Origin of the sequence: Citrobacter sp. Cpo147 (genome assembly GCF_030332405.1) — a bacterium.
Taxonomy (GTDB): Bacteria; Pseudomonadota; Gammaproteobacteria; order Enterobacterales; family Enterobacteriaceae; genus Citrobacter; species Citrobacter portucalensis.
Map to the genome: position 1 here is coordinate 91882 of NZ_JAOWHX010000039.1, position 19661 is coordinate 111542.

Consider the following 19661-nt stretch of genomic DNA (forward strand, 5'->3'; position numbering starts at 1 on the left):
GTCTGCTTTTTTGGCAACAATATGGCTCTCTGTTGCAGTCCATTATAGTGCTACATTGCGGGTCATCCAAACGAGGAGAAATACCATGACAATGTTACGCCAGCCCTATTACGAACTCAGTCCTGAAATCTATAACGCTCTGGTTCAGGCAAGCCAAGCGCTGGAAAACTGCGCGCTGGAACCTACGTTGACGGAACTGATTTACCTGCGGGTCTCGCAAATCAACGGCTGCGCCTTTTGTCTGGAAATGCACAGTAAAGCACTGCGCAAATCCGGTGTTGCGCAGGCCAAACTGGACGCACTGGCAGGCTGGCGGGTGAGTCACCACTTCAGCGAGCAGGAACGTGCGGCGCTGGCGTGGGCCGAATCGGTCACCCAGATTGCCACTACTCACGCCGAAGATGACGTTTATCTGCCGCTGCTAGACCATTTCAGCGCGAAAGAAATTAGCGACCTGACATTTGCCATTAGCCTGATGAACTGCTTTAACCGTCTGGCGGTGGGGATGCGCATGTGATTCTGCGCTGCCAGATGGCGACATAAATGCCTTATCCGGCCCGGGAAGTACTTTCCTGTAGGCCGGATTAGACGCGACGCGTCTCCATCCGGCAACCTGCGATGGTACATATCACTTCCCCCGCCACGCTCATCACCCAGCTCATCATCAATCTAAAATTCCCATATCTTGTATGGTTGAATCTTTTTAAAACTACATCTAGTATCTCTCCTATCAGGACACACACAACCCGACGCCCTCTATCGCGCCGATCTTTTATTTTTAAATGGAAATACGAATCATGCGTATTATTATTTACACTCGCAATAACTGTGTTCAGTGCCACGCCACCAAACGGGCAATGGAAAGCCGTGGTTTTGACTTTGAGATGGTAAACGTCGATTTACAACCCGATTTGGCTGATAGCCTGCGCGATCAAGGGTTTCGCCAGCTACCGGTCGTGGTCGCGGGTGAAACCAGTTGGTCAGGGTTTCGCCCGGACATGATCAACCGTCTGCATCCGGAACACCGTGTGGCCAGCGCATGAGTCAGCTCATCTACTTCTCCAGCAGCTCCGAAAATACGCACCGCTTTATGCAGCGTCTGGGGCTGCCAGCCATCCGCATTCCGCTTAACGAACGCGAGCGGATCCGGGTAGACGAACCTTACATATTAATCGTGCCGTCCTACGGTGGCGGCGGCACTGCTGGCGCGGTCCCAAGACAGGTGATCCGCTTTTTAAACGATACGCACAACCGGGCGTTAATCCGTGGAGTGATCGCCTCCGGCAATCGTAATTTCGGTGACGCCTACGGTCGCGCGGGTGATGTCATCTCACAAAAATGCGGCGTGCCGTGGCTCTATCGCTTTGAGCTGATGGGCACCCAAAGCGATATCGACAACGTTCGAAAAGGAGTGAGCGAATTTTGGCAACAGCAACCGCAGAACGTGTAATGCAGCCAACGCTGGATTATCACGCCCTGAACGCCATGCTGAATCTGTACGATAAAGCCGGGCGCATTCAGTTCGACAAAGACCATCAGGCGGTGGAGGCTTTCTTTGCCTCCCACGTCCGCCCAAACTCGATGGCGTTTGCCAGCCAGCAGGAGCGTCTGGAAACGTTGGTGGATGAAGGCTATTACGATGCCAGCGTGTTAGCCCGCTACGATCGCGCGTTCGTGCTGAAGCTATTCAACCATGCCCACGCCAGCGGATTCCGTTTCCAGACGTTCCTCGGCGCATGGAAGTTCTACACCAGCTATACGCTGAAAACGTTCGACGGTAAGCGCTATCTCGAAGACTTTGAGGATCGGGTCACAATGGTGGCGCTCACGCTGGCGCAGGGCGATGAAACGCTCGCGATGCAGCTGACCGATGAAATGCTTTCCGGGCGCTTTCAGCCCGCCACACCAACCTTTTTAAACTGCGGAAAACAGCAACGCGGTGAGCTGGTCTCCTGCTTCCTGTTGCGTATTGAAGACAACATGGAGTCTATTGGTCGGGCGGTCAACTCCGCACTTCAGCTCTCCAAACGCGGCGGCGGCGTGGCATTTTTACTCTCCAACCTGCGCGAGGCAGGAGCGCCCATAAAGCGCATTGAGAACCAGTCATCTGGGGTGATCCCAGTAATGAAAATGCTGGAAGATGCGTTTTCTTATGCGAATCAACTCGGGGCACGTCAGGGTGCGGGGGCGGTGTATCTGCACGCACACCATCCGGATATTTTACGTTTTCTCGATACCAAGCGCGAAAACGCCGACGAGAAAATCCGCATCAAAACGCTCTCGCTTGGCGTGGTGATCCCGGATGTTACCTTTCAACTGGCGAAAGAAAATGCCCGAATGGCGCTGTTCTCACCGTATGACGTGGAACGGATTTACGGCAAACCGTTCGGTGATATCGCCGTGAGTGAGCGGTATGACGAACTGGTTGCCGACGAACGTGTGCGCAAAAAATTCATTAACGCCCGCGATTTCTTCCAGCGGCTGGCCGAGATCCAGTTTGAGTCTGGCTATCCTTACATCATGTTTGAAGATACGGTGAATCGCGCCAATCCGATTGCCGGTCGGATCAATATGAGCAACCTGTGCTCGGAGATTTTGCAGGTTAACAGTGCCTCTACCTACGATGAAAATCTCAATTACGCACAGACCGGGCACGATATTTCCTGCAATCTCGGCTCGTTAAACATTGCCCATACCATGGATTCACCCGACTTTGGTCGTACCGTGGAAACGGCGGTTCGTGGCTTAACCGCCGTTTCGGACATGAGCCATATCCGCAGCGTGCCCTCGATTGAGACCGGAAACAGCGCGTCGCACGCAATTGGTCTTGGGCAGATGAATCTGCACGGGTATCTGGCGCGGGAGGGGATCGCCTACGGTTCGCCGGAAGGGCTGGATTTCACCAATCTCTATTTCTACACCATCACCTGGCATGCGCTGAATACGTCAATGAAGATCGCCCACGAGCGCGGTCAAACCTTTGCCGGATTCAAACAGTCGCGCTACGCCAGCGGCGAATATTTTAACCAGTATCTGCAGGGCGACTGGCAGCCAAAAACCGACAAGGTTCGCACGCTGTTTGCCGCCAGCGGCATTACGCTGCCGACGCGCGAGATGTGGTCACAGCTGCGTGAAGATGTGATGCGCTACGGCATTTATAACCAGAATTTACAGGCGGTTCCCCCCACCGGTTCTATCTCCTACATCAATCATGCCACGTCAAGCATTCACCCGATCGTGTCGAAAGTGGAGATTCGCAAAGAGGGCAAAACCGGGCGCGTTTACTACCCTGCCCCGTTTATGACCAATGAGAATCTGGCCTTGTATCAGGATGCCTATGAGATCGGTCCACAAAAAATCATTGATACCTACGCAGAAGCAACACGCCATGTCGATCAGGGGCTTTCACTGACGCTCTTTTTCCCCGATACCGCCACCACGCGTGATATCAATAAAGCGCAGATTTACGCCTGGCGTAAGGGCATCAAATCCCTGTACTACATCCGACTACGCCAGTTGGCGCTGGAAGGCACCGAAATAGAAGGCTGCGTGTCATGCGCGCTGTAAGGAGGAGAAAATGACATTATCCCGCGTGAGCGCCATCAACTGGAACAAGATTGAGGATGATAAAGATCTTGAGGTATGGAACCGTCTGACCAGTAACTTCTGGCTCCCGGAAAAGGTCCCGCTCTCCAATGACATTCCGGCCTGGCAAACGTTGAACGCCGCCGAACAGCAGTTAACAATCCGCGTTTTTACCGGGCTGACGTTGCTCGACACCATTCAGAATGTTGCCGGAGCACCAGCGTTAATGGCTGATTCGTTAACACCGCATGAAGAGGCGGTGCTGTCGAATATCAGCTTTATGGAGGCGGTGCACGCCCGTTCATACAGCTCAATTTTCTCCACCCTTTGCCAGACCAAAGATGTGGATGCAGCCTACGCCTGGAGTGAAGAAAATACCCCACTCCAGCGCAAAGCGCAGATCGTTTTGACACATTACGCCAGCGACGAACCGTTGAAGAAAAAAATAGCCAGCGTGTTTCTGGAATCCTTCCTGTTCTATTCCGGCTTCTGGTTACCGATGTATTTTTCCAGCCGCGGAAAATTGACCAATACAGCCGATCTTATTCGCCTGATTATTCGTGATGAGGCCGTTCATGGGTATTACATTGGTTATAAATATCAAAAAGGTCTGGAGCATATTTCCGAGTCCGCACGCGAGGAGTTAAAGAACTTTGCCTTCGATCTGCTGATGGAATTGTATGATAACGAAGCGCGCTATACGGAAGAATTGTATGCAGAAACAGGCTGGGTGGATGACGTCAAAGCCTTCCTTTGCTACAACGCCAATAAGGCATTGATGAATTTGGGGTATGAGGCGCTATTTCCACCTGAAATGGCGGAGGTTAACCCGGCAATCCTTGCCGCGCTGTCGCCCAACGCTGACGAAAACCACGATTTCTTCTCGGGTTCTGGCTCATCCTATGTGATGGGAAAAGCGGTCGAAACCGAAGACGACGACTGGAATTTCTAGCAATCAATTCTGTGGGAAATACCGTACATTTTTCGCGGAAATATTTTAACAGGATCACACTTTTGTTGTGCAAATATAATTGTGTGATCTACACTCAATATCAGCCGCATTATTCGCCTGCATTCCAGCAATTCAGGCGATTTTTCATTGGCATTTACAAAAAATATTAACCCGCCCGCATTCGCGCTCAGCCCTTATATCACGGGAAGTCCCGCCGCCTGGCCTTCGGCAATATTCATGCCACAACCAAATTCAGGGTTGTCTCAGATTCTCAGTATGTTAGGGTAGAAAAAGGTCACTATTTCCATCAGGTAATATATCGATATAAACAAATAACAGGAATCATTCTATTGCATGGCAATTAAATTAGAAGTTAAAAATCTCTATAAGATATTTGGAGAGCATCCCCAGAGAGCCTTCAAATATATTGAAAAAGGACTTTCAAAAGAGCAGATTCTGGATAAAACGGGGCTATCGCTTGGCGTTAAGAACGCCAGTCTGGCCATTGAAGAAGGCGAGATATTTGTCATCATGGGATTATCCGGTTCGGGTAAATCCACAATGGTACGCCTTCTCAATCGCCTGATTGAACCCACCCGCGGACAGGTATTGATTGACGGCGTAGACATCGCCCGGATATCCGATGCTGAGCTTCGCGAGGTGCGCAGAAAAAAGATTGCGATGGTGTTCCAGTCCTTTGCCCTGATGCCGCACATGACGGTTCTCGACAATACGGCATTCGGTATGGAATTAGCCGGCGTAGGTGCGGATGAACGTCGTGAAAAAGCGTTAGATGCGCTGCGTCAGGTTGGTCTGGAGAATTATGCTCACGGCTACCCGGATGAACTTTCCGGAGGGATGCGCCAGCGTGTGGGCCTCGCCCGCGCATTAGCCATTAACCCTGACATCTTATTAATGGATGAGGCCTTCTCAGCCCTCGATCCGTTAATTCGTACCGAGATGCAGGATGAGCTGGTAAAGCTACAGGCGAAGCATCAACGTACCGTGGTATTTATATCGCATGACCTCGACGAAGCTATGCGTATTGGCGACAGAATTGCCATTATGCAAAACGGTGAAGTGGTCCAGGTCGGCACGCCGGATGAAATCCTGAATAATCCAGCCAATGATTATGTACGCACCTTCTTCCGCGGCGTTGATATTAGCCAGGTCTTTAGCGCGAAAGATATTTCACGCCGTAGTCCCGAAGGTTTGATTCGTAAAAACCCCGGGGTGGGTCCACGTTCTGCGCTGCAATTATTGCAGGACAAAGATCGCGAATATGGTTACGTGATCGAACGCGGCAATAAATTCGTTGGCGTTGTCTCTATCGACTCATTAAAAACAGCGTTAAGTCAGGCGCAAGGTATTGAAGCGGCATTGATCGATGAGCCGTTAGCCGTAGATGCACAAACCCCTCTCAGCGAGTTGCTTTCTCATGTCGGTCAGGCCCCGTGCGCGGTGCCGGTTGTAGATGAGGAACAGCAGTATGTGGGCGTCATTTCAAAACGCATGCTGTTACAGGCTTTAGATCGTGAGGGGGTAAACAATGGCTGATCAAACTAATCCGTGGGACACCACACCAGCGGCCGACAGTGCAGCACAAAATGCTGATGCCTGGAGTACGCCATCAGGCGCACCCACTGACGGTGGTGGCGCGGACTGGCTGACCAGCGCACCCGCGCCGGCACCAGAGCATTTCAATATTATGGATCCGTTCCATAAAACGCTGATCCCGCTGGACAGTTGGGTCACAGAGGGGATCGACTGGGTCGTTACCCATTTCCGTCCGGTCTTCCAGGGCATTCGTGTCCCGGTGGATTACATTCTCAACGGCTTTCAACAGCTGCTGTTAGGTATGCCAGCCCCGGTAGCGATTATCCTGTTCGCGCTGATTGCCTGGCAGATTTCCGGCGTGGGGATGGGCGTTGCTACGCTGATTTCCTTAATTGCCATCGGTGCCATCGGCGCGTGGTCGCAGGCCATGATAACCCTGGCGCTGGTGTTGACCGCGTTGCTGTTCTGCGTGGTTATCGGTCTGCCGATGGGAATCTGGTTGGCGCGCAGTCCACGGGCAGCAAAAATTGTTCGCCCGCTGCTGGACGCCATGCAAACCACACCCGCGTTTGTCTATCTGGTGCCGATTGTCATGCTTTTCGGTATTGGTAACGTCCCGGGCGTAGTGGTGACGATTATCTTCGCCCTGCCGCCAATCGTGCGTCTGACTATTCTGGGGATTAACCAGGTGCCAGCCGATCTGATTGAAGCCTCGCGCTCGTTTGGCGCCAGCCCGCGTCAGATGCTGTTTAAAGTGCAGCTCCCGCTGGCAATGCCCACCATTATGGCTGGGGTTAACCAGACGCTGATGCTGGCGCTCTCAATGGTCGTCATCGCGTCGATGATTGCCGTCGGCGGACTGGGCCAGATGGTTCTGCGCGGAATCGGTCGTCTGGATATGGGGCTTGCCACCGTCGGCGGGGTTGGGATTGTGATCCTCGCCATCATCCTGGATCGCCTGACGCAGGCCGTTGGTCGCGACTCGCGTAGTCGTGGCAACCGTCGCTGGTACACCACCGGTCCCATTGGGCTTATCACTCGCCCATTCACGAAGTAATTCACCCGTTGCCCGGTGGCGCATGCTTACCGGGCCTACAATTCATTAACTTGCACAAAATCATTCAGGATGAAGTGTAATAAGGAACAACGATGCGACAGAAAGTAATTATTGCCACAGCGTTTGCCACCCTTGTCTCCACCAGCACTTTCGCTGCCGACCTGCCGGGCAAAGGCATCACCGTACAGCCAATCCAGAGCACTATCTCTGAAGAATCCTTCCAGACGCAATTAGTCGCCCGTGCGCTGGAGAAACTGGGTTACACCGTTAACAAAACCAGCGAAGTTGACTACAACGTCGGCTATACCTCCATTGCCTCTGGCGATGCAACTTTTACCGCCGTGAACTGGCAGCCGCTACATGATGATATGTACGCCGCTGCGGGCGGAGACAAAAAGTTTTATCGCGAGGGGGTATTCGTTACAGGTGCCGCACAGGGTTATCTGATCGACAAGAAAACCGCTGAGCAGTATAAAATCACCAATATCGCCCAGTTAAAAGATCCGAAAATCGCTAAAATCTTTGACACCAACGGTGACGGAAAAGCCGATATGATGGGCTGTTCACCGGGCTGGGGCTGTGAAGCAGTAATCAACCACCAGAACAAAGCTTTCGATCTGGAAAAAACCGTCGAGGTCAGCCACGGTAACTATGCGGCGATGATGGCCGACACCATTACCCGCTTCAAAGAAGGTAAACCCATTCTTTACTACACCTGGACACCGTACTGGGTCAGCGACGTAATGAAGCCGGGTAAAGATGTGGTCTGGCTGCAGGTACCGTTCTCTTCCCTGCCAGGCGAGCAGAAAGATATTGATACCAAACTGCCAAACGGTGCCAACTACGGCTTCCCGGTGAACACTATGCATATTGTCGCCAATAAAGCCTGGGCGGAGAAAAACCCGGCTGCGGCGAAACTGTTTGCCATCATGAAGCTGCCGCTGGCGGATATCAACGCACAGAACGCAATGATGCACGACGGGAAAGCGTCTGAAGCCGACGTGCAGGGTCACGTTGACGGCTGGATCAAAGCCCACCAGCAGCAGTTTGACGGCTGGGTGAACGAAGCGCTGGCCGCGCAGAAATAATCCATTCACAGGCCTGATGAGTGTAGCGCCATCAGGCCTGTAACCGCATAAATGCCGGATGGTGGCGCGATGCACCTAATCCGGCCTATCCTCCTTCCCCCAATCGCACAATCCATCACTCAACAAATCAGCAACATTTAATCACTTCCGTTATGATTGTTTTCTGCAACCCATTACTCAGTTGAAAACAATGACGAAAACCACTCAGGGACTTAGCCCTTCGCTGATCCTGTTAATGTCTATCGCCACCGGCCTTGCCGTCGCCAGTAACTATTATGCGCAACCGCTGCTTGATACCATTGCGCGCAACTTTTCGCTATCTGCCAGTACCGCAGGGTTTATCGTCACCGCGGCCCAACTCGGCTACGCCGCTGGTCTGCTGTTTTTAGTCCCGCTTGGCGATATGTTCGAACGTCGGATGCTGATCGTCTCCATGACGTTGCTCGCGGCTGGTGGCATGCTGATTACCGCCAGCAGTCAGTCACTGGGTATGCTGATCCTCGGCACCGCTCTGACCGGACTGTTCTCGGTAGTCGCACAGATTTTAGTTCCGCTGGCGGCGACACTTGCCACGCCAGACAAGCGCGGTAAAGTTGTCGGCACGATTATGAGCGGCCTGCTGTTGGGCATTCTGCTGGCACGCACCGTAGCGGGATTACTGGCCAATTTGGGCGGCTGGCGCACCGTGTTTTGGGTGGCATCGGTATTAATGGCGCTGATGGCGATTGCGCTGTGGCGCGGTCTGCCGAAGATGAAATCAGAAACGCATCTTAACTACCCGCAACTTCTGGGTTCGGTATTCAGCCTGTTTATCCACGATAAACTGCTGCGTACCCGCGCGATGCTGGGCTGTCTGACCTTTGCCAATTTCAGTATCCTATGGACATCAATGGCGTTTTTGCTCGCCGCACCGCCGTTTAACTATTCAGAAGGCATGATTGGTCTGTTCGGTCTGGCGGGTGCCGCAGGTGCATTAGGCGCACGTCCGGCAGGCGGTTTTGCCGATAAGGGTAAATCCCACCTGACCACAACTATGGGGCTGCTATTACTGCTGCTCTCCTGGCTTGCTATTTGGCTTGGGCACACTTCCGTCCCCATGCTGATTATCGGCATTCTGGTGCTGGATCTCACCGTTCAGGGAGTACACATCACCAACCAGACGGTTATCTATCGCATTCATCCTGACGCGCGTAATCGCCTGACCGCCGGATACATGACCAGCTATTTTATTGGCGGAGCGGCGGGTTCGCTGATTTCAGCCTCCGCCTGGCAGCATGCCGGGTGGGCTGGAGTTTGTCTGGCAGGTACGACCGTTGCCATACTCAACCTGGTGGTCTGGTGGCGAGGTTTTCACCGTCAGGAAGCCGTAAATTAAGCGTATAGTGCATGTTTACCGCTGATTGGGCTCCACAGGGTGTTAAGGAGCCCATCAGTCTGCTAAGGTTATAACTCATTGAACCAAGTTATATTAATTTCGGTAATGAAACCTATAACCCTATGGAAAGCCCTGTACCCCAGTCTGAATCCAGTTCGGCAACGTTAACAGAAGGATTCAAAGACAGCCTGCCAATAGTCATCAGCTATATTCCGGTCGCTTTTGCATTTGGTCTCAATGCCACTCGCCTTGGCTTTACGCCGGTTGAAAGCGTCTTTTTCTCCTGCATTATCTATGCGGGAGCCAGCCAGTTTGTCATTACCACCATGCTCGCCGCAGGCAGTTCGCTGTGGGTTGCCGCGCTGACCGTCATGGCCATGGATGTCCGTCATGTTTTGTACGGCCCTTCCCTGCGCAGCCGAATAGCCCAGCGACTGAGTAAACCCAAAAGTGCACTGTGGGCTTTTGGCCTTACCGATGAAGTCTTTGCCGCCGCAACGGCAAAACTGGTCCGGGATAATCGGCGCTGGAGTGAAAACTGGATGATCGGCATCGCACTGTGCTCCTGGGCCTCCTGGGTGTTTGGTACGGTGATCGGCGCGTTTTCCGGCAGTGGTTTACTCAAGGATTACCCGGCGGTTGAAGCGGCACTGGGATTCATGCTCCCGGCGCTGTTTATGAGCTTCCTGCTCGCGTCATTCCAACGTAAACAAGCGCTCTGCGTGACTGCCTCCCTGGCCGGGGCGCTGGCTGGCGTCATGCTGTTTTCCATACCTGCCGCTATCCTTGCAGGTATTGTCTGCGGATGCCTGACGGCGCTCATCCAGTCATTTTGGCAGGGAGGTCCTGATGAGCTATGAGGTTCTGCTACTTGGCCTGTTGGTCGGCTGCGTTAATTACTGTTTTCGCTATTTGCCACTCCGTCTTGGGGTGGGCAATGTTCGCCCGACGAAGCGCGGCGCGACGGGCATATTACTCGACACTATTGGCATTGCATCTATTTGCGCCCTGCTGGTGGTGTCTACCGCGCCAGAAGTGATGCACGACGCTCGTCGGTTCGTGCCTACGCTGGTGGGGTTTGTCATACTGGGCGCAAGCTTCTATAAGACCCGCAGCATCATCATTCCAACGTTACTGAGTGCTCTGGGCTATGGATTAGCCTGGAAAATGCTTGTTGGCTTATAGATAAAAACAATCATTTTAAAGAAATAATACATTTACTTTATTTGTCACTGTCGTTACTATATCGGCTGAAATTAATGAGGTTATACCCAAATGGATAGTTCGTTTACGCCCATTGAACAAATGCTAAAATTTCGCGCCAGCCGCTACGAAGAGTTCCCTTATCAGGAAGTGCTTCTGACTCGCCTATGCATGCACATGCAGGGCAAGCTGCTGGAAAACCGCAATAAGATGCTGAAAGCTCAAGGGATTAACGAGACGTTGTTTATGGCGTTGATTACGCTGGAGTCTCAGGAAAACCACAGTATTCAGCCTTCTGAACTGAGTTGTGCGCTTGGCTCGTCACGTACTAACGCTACCCGCATCGCGGATGAGTTAGAAAAACGTGGCTGGATCGAACGTCGCGAAAGCGATAACGATCGCCGCTGTCTGCATCTGCAATTGACCGAGAAAGGCCATGCATTTTTGCAAGAGGTGTTACCGCCTCAGCATAACTGCCTGCATCAGCTCTGGTCGTCTCTTAGCACCACCGAAAAAGATCAGCTTGAGCAAATTACCCGTAAACTTCTGACCCGTCTTGATCAGATGGAGCAGGATGGCGCGGTGTTAGAAGCGCTGCGCTAACGCGCCGACTCGCTCAGAAATCCAGATTTATAAATGAAAAAACCGACAGGCCAGCACGCATACTGCTGGCCTGTCTGATAAACAGGTCGGCTCAGCCGATGTGAAAAAAATAAGATCGTGGAGAACAACATGAGCGCAAATGCGGAGACTCAAACCCCGCAGCAACCGGTCAAGAAGAATGGCAAACGTAAAAGTATGCTGCTCCTTCTGACCTTGCTCTTTATTATCATTGCCGTGGCATATGGGATTTATTGGTTTTTAGTACTTCGTCATGTCGAAGAGACAGACGATGCGTACGTGGCAGGGAACCAGGTTCAAATCATGGCTCAGGTATCAGGCAGCGTGACGAAAGTCTGGGCTGATAACACTGACTTTGTAAAACAAGGCGATGTGCTGGTCACCCTCGACCAGACGGACGCAAAGCAGGCATTTGAAAAAGCCAAAACTGCGCTGGCTTCCAGCGTGCGTCAGACGCACCAGTTGATGATCAACAGCAAGCAGTTACAGGCAAGCATTGAAGTGCAGAAAACCGCACTGGCGCAGGCACAAAGCGACTTTAATCGCCGAGTTCCGCTGGGCAATGCCAACCTGATTGGCCGCGAAGAGCTGCAACACGCTCGTGATGCCGTCGCCAGCGCTCAGGCCCAGCTTGATGTCGCGATCCAACAATATAATGCTAACCAGGCGATGATTCTGGGTAGCAAGCTGGAAGATCAACCCGCTGTGCAACAGGCTGCTACCGAAGTGCGCAATGCCTGGCTGGCGCTGGAACGTACCAGAATTGTCAGCCCAATGACCGGTTATGTATCCCGTCGCGCCGTACAGCCTGGTGCGCAAATTAGCCCAACCACGCCGCTGATGGCGGTTGTTCCGGCCACTAACCTGTGGGTAGATGCCAACTTCAAAGAAACACAGCTCGCGCACATGCGTATCGGCCAACCGGCGACCGTTATCAGCGATATTTACGGCGATGACGTAAAATATACCGGTAAAGTTGTCGGTCTCGATATGGGTACGGGCAGCGCCTTCTCCCTGCTGCCAGCGCAGAACGCAACCGGCAACTGGATCAAAGTCGTCCAGCGTCTGCCGGTACGTATCGAACTGGATGCGCAGCAACTGGCACAGCATCCATTACGTATTGGTTTGTCTACGCTGGTTACGGTAGATACCTCAAATCGTGACGGACAAATTCTGGCAAGCCAGGTTCGTACCACGCCGGTATCAGAAAGTAATGCACGTGAAATCAACCTTGCTCCGGTCAATAAGATGATCGAAGAGATCGTGCGGGCCAACGCGGGCTAATTCAAAGGTGCGTGTGATGCAACAGCAAAAACCGCTGGAAGGCGCGCAGCTCGTCATTATGACGATCGCGCTGTCCCTGGCGACATTCATGCAGGTGCTGGACTCCACCATTGCTAACGTGGCGATCCCCACTATCGCCGGGAACCTCGGCTCTTCACTGAGCCAGGGAACCTGGGTGATCACCTCATTCGGGGTGGCGAACGCTATCTCTATTCCGATCACCGGCTGGCTGGCAAAACGCTTTGGCGAAGTAAGACTCTTTATGTGGTCAACTATCGCCTTCGTCATTGCGTCATGGGCATGCGGGATGTCCACCAGCCTGAACATGCTGATTTTCTTCCGCGTAATCCAGGGTATTGTTGCCGGTCCATTAATTCCGCTGTCACAGAGCCTGTTGCTGAATAACTATCCACCCGCCAAGCGTTCCATCGCCCTCGCGCTATGGTCGATGACGGTGATTGTTGCCCCGATATGTGGTCCTATTCTTGGGGGCTATATCAGCGACAACTATCACTGGGGCTGGATATTTTTTATCAACGTGCCAATCGGGGCTGTGGTGGTATTGATGACCCTGCAAACCCTGCGCGGTCGGGAAACCAAAACCGAGCAGCGGCGCATTGACGCCATTGGTCTGGCACTGCTGGTCATCGGTATCGGCAGTTTGCAGATTATGCTCGACCGCGGCAAAGAGCTGGACTGGTTCGCCTCGCAGGAGATTATCATCCTGACGGTGGTCGCTGTTGTCGCTATCAGCTTCCTGATCGTCTGGGAGCTTACCGACGAGCACCCCATTGTCGATCTCTCGCTGTTTAAGTCGCGCAACTTTACCATCGGCTGTCTGTGTATCAGTCTGGCCTATATGCTCTACTTCGGCGCAATCGTCCTGCTGCCGCAGCTGCTGCAGGAGGTATACGGCTATACGGCAACCTGGGCTGGTCTGGCGTCAGCGCCGGTTGGGGTGATTCCGGTGATCCTGTCGCCGATTATCGGCCGCTTCGCGCACAAGCTGGATATGCGTCGGCTGGTGACGTTCAGTTTTATTATGTACGCCGTCTGTTTCTACTGGCGTGCGTGGACGTTCGAGCCGGGTATGGACTTTGGCGCGTCGGCCTGGCCGCAGTTTATTCAGGGGTTCGCGGTAGCCTGCTTCTTTATGCCGCTAACCACCATTACGCTGTCCGGTTTACCGCCTGAACGTCTGGCGGCGGCATCCAGCTTGTCGAACTTTACGCGAACGCTGGCAGGTTCCATCGGTACATCGATTACGACGACAATGTGGACGAACCGCGAGTCGCTGCACCATGCTCAGCTAACGGAATCTGTTAACCCCTACAACCCAAATGCACAGGCTATGTACGATAAGCTGCAGGATTTAGGGATGACGCACCAGCAGGCTTCAGGTTGGATAGCTCAGCAGATCACCAATCAGGGGCTGATTATTTCCGCTAACGAAATCTTCTGGATGTCGGCGGGGATATTCCTGGTCCTGCTTGGCCTGGTGTGGTTCGCCAAACCGCCCTTCGGTGCGGGCGGCGGTGGTGGTGGCGCACACTAACTATCTGATAAAAGGGATCTGCGGATCCCTTTTTTATTAGACCTACAATCAGAAGTAATATTTGAATCTCAGACGCCCGCCGTAACGCGCATCTTCGCTGTTATCACCATTATTCGGATTGGCCTCTACCCATGAAGCATAGGCGCCGAGGTAGATGTTAAAGTTTTTCATATCCATCACATTGGGGAATAAATATGAGGCATGAATAGTGTGAATGTCATAATTGCCGGGATCGGTGATCCAGCAATCATCCTCACAAACGGCATCGATATTGGTAGCATTGAAGGCTTCGATTTTGTTATGCGCATAGATATAACCCAGTTCAAATCGATGCCACAACGCATTCACCCCAGCGGTAAAATCTGTCTCATCGGTCGCATCCATATAGGCGGTATTCAGGTTAATCACTGCGCCATCTTCCGGGTCCGTTTTTTGACCATTCCAGGTCATGGTAAAACCATAACCCGTACGATCTGACTGATCGATCCACGTCCCATTTTGGTAATAGCCGTAGGCGTTGTTAACGACGTTACTTTCCATCGCTATCGCCGTTGAAAAACGCCCGTTTTGCCAGGCGATAACCGGACGGACGTAAGCCACGTTTTTATCGTTGGTTAAATCCATTCCGTGGTACTGCTTCTCGGTATATAACGTACTGCCATTTTCCAGCAATGTGTTAACTTCGAAATACCAGTTGTCGATGGTTTTGCTCAGCAGGAAGTTACCCCCGCTGTCGCTACGTCCCCGTCCTTCTTTCATCATATAGATATAGCCGTAACCGTCACTGTAGAGATCGTTCGCTGTATTCCCCGAATATTCAACAAACGTATCCTGATTCAGCGGGAACATATCGTAGGCTTCAAAACGACCAACCTTAATTTTCCAGTCATTCTCACGACCAAAGAAGAAAACGGCATCATCGAGGTTCATTTTTCCGGTCAAGTCCGCCAGAGGCTGTACCGAGAACCCTGCAAAATTACCGTTGTCCCTCCGCTGGTAGCCGTCAAAGCCCAGCAACAGGCGTCCGTTAATATCCCAGCGTTCATTGGTTCCTGGTGCCCAATCCTTATTCGCTGACGTTCTCGTCGATGTCAGGCTACCGGAACGGCTTGCCGCATCCATATTAAATTCGACATCGCCATAGAACTTAATATCGCTGAAGCCAGATAATGTCAGCTTAGGCGGAGTTTCACCTGCTGCAATCGGCTCGGCAGACTGGACATTCACCGTCGGCGCAGCAGCGACCTGCTGCTGCTTCAGCGAGCGAATTTGCGCCTCAGCATCGGATGCCCGTTTTTCGGCATTAACAACACGTTTCTCCAGTTCAGCCAGACGCTGCTCAATAGTGATATTATTTGCTGCCCAAAGGTTATGAGAAAAGCAAGCACCGATCATCAGCGCCAAATATTTAGCCTTCATTTTCATCCCTAAAGTTTAATGTATACCAGATAAGATTTGATAAAAGCCCTATCTACCGGCTATTAAAAGAGTCTTGTTATTACCCGGATATCTGGCGCATTCCATTATGTTTTTCTATTAATTATTTATGTTTTTTAGTTTATGTGATCAATACACTCTGGCATCGTTAATTATCCGCCTCATTCTGTTTGCCAGATCACATTTTATTATTTAACAGGTCAGGTATCACTTAAATTAAAATATATTCCCACCGCAAATATAATAAACACACATTATATTAAGCAATAAAAAACCCCGGACATAAACCGGGGTTAATATAAATACTGGAACAGCTAATCAATAAGACTAAATATGCAGTTCCTGCAGTTTCTCTTTCGGTAGTGCCAGCTCTTCATTGCTGTTCACGCGTACATCACGCTCCAGAATATGACGCGCGATATCCTGTGCTTCGCTAAGAGAGTGCATCTGATACGTACCGCACTGGTAAACGTTCAGCTCCGGGATCTGGTTCTGATCCTGTACTTTCAGCACGTCCGCCATTGCCGCTTTCCACGCGTCGGCTACACGCTGTTCGTCCGGCGTACCAATCAGGCTCATGTAGAAGCCGGTACGGCATCCCATCGGAGAGATATCGATAATCTCAACGCCGTTACCGTTAAGGTGGTTACGCATAAAACCTGCAAACAGGTGTTCCAGCGTATGGATACCTTTCTCAGGCATCACTTCTTTGTTCGGAATGCAGAAACGCAGATCAAACACGGTGATTGCGTCGCCATGCGGGGTGTTCATCGTTTTTGCAACCCGGACCGCGGGAGCTTCCATCCGGGTGTGATCGACAGTAAAACTATCTAACAACGGCATTTAGCCACCTCCGATAAATTTTTTAAAAATAATCTGAACTCTTTGTTCCGGGGCGAGTCTGAGTATATGAAAGACGCGCATTTGTTATCATCATCCCTGTTTTCAGAGATGAAATTTTGGCCACTCCCGAGTGGCCTTTTTCTTTTGTATCAAGCGTGCTTTTCCAGCCACACGCTAAACGGCTCAGTATCAGCCGCTTCGATCTCCTGCTGACGACGCTTTGAAGCCTCGGTTTCAGCAATAAATTCAGCTTCCTGCACTATTTCTAACGGCTCTTCACGCAGCAGATTTCGGTAAGCCTCACCCAGCGCTTTGCCCGTGCCGCCAATGCCTTCATCAATCATAGACCGTAGGATCCGGGCAGAGAAAGTCAGTTCAGGATTGTCAAAACAGGCAACCAGTTCATCACAGACCTTCTGATACTCCTCTCCTCCATCGATGCTGTCCAGCGTTTGTGCCACGCGTTTCAGATCGCGGAACAAATCTTTCCCAACCTTAGGCAGCGGGAACTGGGCTGTTTCACAGCCAATACCTAACGTCAGCCCAGGCTTACGCCCTTCGAGAATCACGCGATTCCAGTTTTTACGCGTACACAGCAATTCATCGCTACTCATTTCCGGGGCATCAGCCAGCGCACACCAGACCATAAACAGATCGAGGAAGCGCACCTGCTGCTCGTCCACGCCGATAGGCGAGAACGGGTTGATATCCAGCGAGCGTACTTCGATGTACTCGATACCGCCACGCAGAAGCGCATCTGATGGCGTTTCTCCACGACGAGTGACGCGTTTCGGGCGAATAGGCGCATACAGCTCATTTTCAATCTGCAGAACGTTGCTGTTGATTTGCAGACGCTTACCGTCTTTTTCCAGACCGATCGCCGCGTACTCCTCGGAAGGCGTCTTAATCGCGCGCTTTAATCCTGCCACATACTCATGCAAATCGTTAAACGTAATTCCGAGATTGCTTTGCGACTTATTGGTATAGCCCAAGTCACTCAGGCGCAGCGACGTTGCGTACGGCAGGTAATACATCCCACAGTCGGTTTTTTCAAACGGCAGAGTTGTTGGTTTTCCTTGCAGGAATGAGGAACAAATGGCCGGAGAGGCACCAAACAAATACGGGATCACCCAACCAAAACGGTAGTAGTTGCGGATCAGACGGAAGTAGCCCGCGGAGATCTTCTCTTTAGCATCCTCACCTTCGGTTACACCGCATTTCGCCTGCCAGAAAGCCATAGGCAGCGAGAAGTTGTAGTGGACGCCCGAGATTGTCTGCATCAACGCGCCATAGCGGTTTTTGAGGCCTTCACGGTACAGCGTCTTCAGGCGACCGGTATTCGACGAACCATACTGCGCCAGTTCGATATCCTGACCTTCGGCAATATAGCAAGGCATGCTCAACGGCCACATACGCTCGTCGCCAAGGTTTCTGGCGGTATAACGATGTAAGTCGCGCATGAACGTGAGCATTTTCTCAATGTCGTCACCGGGTGGAGTAATGAACTCCAACAATGCTTCGGCAAAGTCAGTGGTTATCCACTTATGCGTTAGCGCTGAGCCTAACACCTCAGGATGGCCTGTCGTTGCTAATGACCCATCTGCATTAACACGCAGCGTTTCGCGCTCCAGACCACGTTGAATCCCCTTTAATGCCTGAGGATGGTTTTCCAGCCAGGCCAGCGCCTGTGATACGTCCGGGATCAAATTGACCTCCCGCCTGTCAAAATCGTTTTAATTAGCATAATGGTATTGGTTACCCTGAAGGCTATCCCACAACACAATTAGTGCCACCACATAATGCCTTGTGTCGTAACCGCTGCGACAACAACATAGCGCAGCGCCTTGCCAAGGCATAAGAAAAAGAGAACTGGGCCCCACGAGATGCGCATCCACCCGGCTAACAGGCACAGCAAATCCCCCACAACCGGCATCCAGCTTAATAATAGTGTGACAGCGCCATAGCGCCGCAGCCAGCCAGTGGCTTTTTCTTGCCAGCGCGATGTTTTACGCAATGGAAAGAAACGCCCAAGGATAACGTTAGTTAACCCTCCAAGGCTATTACCCATTGTTGCTGTTAAGACTAAGACCCAGGGATGACTGCCCCCGGAGACCAACAAAGCAACCAGAACAACTTCAGAATTGCCGGGTAATAGCGTGGCACTGAGAAAACTGCTGGCAAACAGTGACAGGAGCGACAGTCCATCACTCACAATAACCGGACATCCACGGCATCCATTCCCGCGGCATGCGCCGCCTGTATTCCAAAATCGGCATCTTCAAACACGACGCAACGAGCCGGAACAACCCCCATACGTTCGGCACAAAGCAAAAACGTATCAGGAGCCGGTTTATGGTGCTGTACGTGATCGGCTGCGACTACAGCATCAAAATAGCGACGCAGACCAAGGTGAGCGAGCAGCGCTTCTGCAATTGCGCTTTCACTACCCGTACCTACCGACATAGGACGACGACCATGCCAGGCTTTCACGACATCAACCAACGGCAAAGGCTGGACGCTATCCAGCAGCATGCTTCTCACCTTGTCGGTTTTTTCACGTGCCAGTGCATGAGGATCAAGATCGGCATGGTTCAATTCAATTACCGACTGCGCAATACGCCACGTTGGGGAGCCATTGAGGGCGACCATGGCATGTTCATCAAACCGTAGTCCATAATGCCCCAATACCTCATGCCACGCCTTACGGTGCGTAGGCTCGGTATCCAGGATGGTACCATCCATATCAAAAATCAAACCCGCATAACGTTCGTACATCGTCTTCTCACAAGCCGAGTGACCAGACGTTATTTTATCGTAATTGATTGATTTTGTCGCTGACAGCGAATTGAGGGGTGTTCAGAGAGTATGTAGAAATGATTTAGAGGGAGGGAGAATATAGTGCATCCGGGAGGATTACTCACTCATGTTCGCCCTGCGGGCCGTTGCTGAAGCAACGTTATCCTCCCTGGTGCTCGCGATTATCTCGCAGACCATGAAACAACAGTTTCGCTGTTATTTAGGAGAAGATGGTGCATCCGGGAGGATTCGAACCTCCGACCGCTCGGTTCGTAGCCGAGTACTCTATCCAGCTGAGCTACGGATGC

19 protein-coding genes and 1 tRNA gene are annotated in these 19661 nt (G+C 51.9%); 14 read left to right on the forward strand and 6 right to left on the reverse strand.

Going from position 1 to position 19661, the window contains the following annotated elements; translation table 11 throughout:
• The first annotated feature begins 85 nt into the window (after nucleotides 1-85).
• The 14 genes from OGY06_RS18680 to emrB all read left to right on the forward strand — a co-directional run bounded on the left by OGY06_RS18680 (nucleotide 86) and on the right by emrB (nucleotide 14277).
• Complete coding sequence (locus tag OGY06_RS18680; RefSeq protein WP_003825991.1) at nucleotides 86-517, forward strand: carboxymuconolactone decarboxylase family protein; 432 nt, start codon at nucleotides 86-88, stop codon at nucleotides 515-517.
• A 280-nt stretch (nucleotides 518-797) separates the two neighbouring features.
• Nucleotides 798-1043, forward strand: a complete 246-nt coding sequence (gene nrdH / locus OGY06_RS18685) for a glutaredoxin-like protein NrdH (protein ID WP_048236625.1) — start codon at nucleotides 798-800, stop codon at nucleotides 1041-1043.
• Complete coding sequence (gene nrdI, locus OGY06_RS18690; protein ID WP_286605869.1) at nucleotides 1040-1450, forward strand: class Ib ribonucleoside-diphosphate reductase assembly flavoprotein NrdI; 411 nt, start codon at nucleotides 1040-1042, stop codon at nucleotides 1448-1450. The genes nrdH and nrdI overlap by 4 nt, the downstream gene beginning before the upstream one ends.
• Entirely contained in the window at nucleotides 1423-3567 is a 2145-nt protein-coding gene (gene nrdE, locus OGY06_RS18695) for a class 1b ribonucleoside-diphosphate reductase subunit alpha (protein WP_286605870.1), read from the forward strand. The genes nrdI and nrdE overlap by 28 nt, the downstream gene beginning before the upstream one ends.
• A 10-nt stretch (nucleotides 3568-3577) precedes the next feature.
• Nucleotides 3578-4537, forward strand: a complete 960-nt coding sequence (gene nrdF / locus OGY06_RS18700; RefSeq protein WP_048215699.1) for a class 1b ribonucleoside-diphosphate reductase subunit beta — start codon at nucleotides 3578-3580, stop codon at nucleotides 4535-4537.
• 354 nt (nucleotides 4538-4891) lie between these two features.
• Nucleotides 4892-6094, forward strand: a complete 1203-nt coding sequence (gene proV / locus OGY06_RS18705; protein ID WP_003825980.1) for a glycine betaine/L-proline ABC transporter ATP-binding protein ProV — start codon at nucleotides 4892-4894, stop codon at nucleotides 6092-6094.
• Entirely contained in the window at nucleotides 6087-7151 is a 1065-nt protein-coding gene (proW, locus tag OGY06_RS18710) for a glycine betaine/L-proline ABC transporter permease ProW (RefSeq protein ID WP_008785611.1), read from the forward strand. The genes proV and proW overlap by 8 nt, the downstream gene beginning before the upstream one ends.
• Nucleotides 7152-7243: 92 nt before the next feature.
• Complete coding sequence (gene proX / locus OGY06_RS18715; RefSeq protein ID WP_003825976.1) at nucleotides 7244-8239, forward strand: glycine betaine/L-proline ABC transporter substrate-binding protein ProX; 996 nt, start codon at nucleotides 7244-7246, stop codon at nucleotides 8237-8239.
• A gap of 190 nt (nucleotides 8240-8429) precedes the next feature.
• Nucleotides 8430-9614, forward strand: a complete 1185-nt coding sequence (locus tag OGY06_RS18720) for an MFS transporter (protein ID WP_284962353.1) — start codon at nucleotides 8430-8432, stop codon at nucleotides 9612-9614.
• A 122-nt stretch (nucleotides 9615-9736) separates the two neighbouring features.
• Nucleotides 9737-10474, forward strand: a complete 738-nt coding sequence (locus tag OGY06_RS18725) for an AzlC family ABC transporter permease (protein WP_200921251.1) — start codon at nucleotides 9737-9739, stop codon at nucleotides 10472-10474.
• Nucleotides 10464-10799 carry an L-valine transporter subunit YgaH gene (gene ygaH, locus OGY06_RS18730; RefSeq protein WP_003825969.1) on the forward strand — a complete coding sequence of 112 codons (336 nt, stop codon included), beginning with the start codon at nucleotides 10464-10466 and terminating at the stop codon, nucleotides 10797-10799. The genes OGY06_RS18725 and ygaH overlap by 11 nt, the downstream gene beginning before the upstream one ends.
• A gap of 90 nt (nucleotides 10800-10889) precedes the next feature.
• Nucleotides 10890-11420 (forward strand): multidrug efflux transporter EmrAB transcriptional repressor EmrR, encoded by a 531-nt coding sequence (emrR, locus tag OGY06_RS18735; RefSeq protein ID WP_003037300.1) that lies wholly within the window; start codon nucleotides 10890-10892, stop codon nucleotides 11418-11420.
• 129 nt (nucleotides 11421-11549) lie between these two features.
• On the forward strand, nucleotides 11550-12722 hold the full coding sequence (emrA, locus tag OGY06_RS18740; RefSeq protein WP_003825968.1) for a multidrug efflux MFS transporter periplasmic adaptor subunit EmrA: 1173 nt from the start codon (nucleotides 11550-11552) through the stop codon (nucleotides 12720-12722).
• A gap of 16 nt (nucleotides 12723-12738) precedes the next feature.
• On the forward strand, nucleotides 12739-14277 hold the full coding sequence (gene emrB, locus OGY06_RS18745) for a multidrug efflux MFS transporter permease subunit EmrB (RefSeq protein ID WP_003825966.1): 1539 nt from the start codon (nucleotides 12739-12741) through the stop codon (nucleotides 14275-14277).
• Nucleotides 14278-14325: 48 nt separating this feature from the next.
• On the opposite strand, the gene OGY06_RS18750 is transcribed toward emrB, so the two are convergent.
• The 6 genes from OGY06_RS18750 to OGY06_RS18775 all read right to left on the reverse strand — a co-directional run bounded on the left by OGY06_RS18750 (nucleotide 14326) and on the right by OGY06_RS18775 (nucleotide 19661).
• Complete coding sequence (locus tag OGY06_RS18750; RefSeq protein ID WP_267385945.1) at nucleotides 14326-15696, reverse strand: carbohydrate porin; 1371 nt, start codon at nucleotides 15694-15696, stop codon at nucleotides 14326-14328.
• Nucleotides 15697-16041: 345 nt separating this feature from the next.
• Nucleotides 16042-16557, reverse strand: a complete 516-nt coding sequence (gene luxS / locus OGY06_RS18755) for an S-ribosylhomocysteine lyase (protein WP_003037312.1) — start codon at nucleotides 16555-16557, stop codon at nucleotides 16042-16044.
• Between the two features lie 149 nt (nucleotides 16558-16706).
• Nucleotides 16707-18263: a glutamate--cysteine ligase gene (gene gshA, locus OGY06_RS18760; RefSeq protein WP_008785615.1), complete on the reverse strand. Its 1557-nt coding sequence runs from the start codon at nucleotides 18261-18263 to the stop codon at nucleotides 16707-16709.
• A gap of 77 nt (nucleotides 18264-18340) precedes the next feature.
• The gene (locus OGY06_RS18765) at nucleotides 18341-18769 is read right to left on the reverse strand and encodes a YqaA family protein (protein WP_218667218.1); all 429 of its coding nucleotides are present in this window, start codon (nucleotides 18767-18769) and stop codon (nucleotides 18341-18343) included.
• On the reverse strand, nucleotides 18766-19332 hold the full coding sequence (gene yqaB / locus OGY06_RS18770) for a fructose-1-phosphate/6-phosphogluconate phosphatase (RefSeq protein WP_003825960.1): 567 nt from the start codon (nucleotides 19330-19332) through the stop codon (nucleotides 18766-18768). Before yqaB ends, OGY06_RS18765 begins: the two co-directional genes overlap by 4 nt.
• A 252-nt stretch (nucleotides 19333-19584) precedes the next feature.
• Nucleotides 19585-19661, reverse strand: a tRNA-Arg gene (locus tag OGY06_RS18775).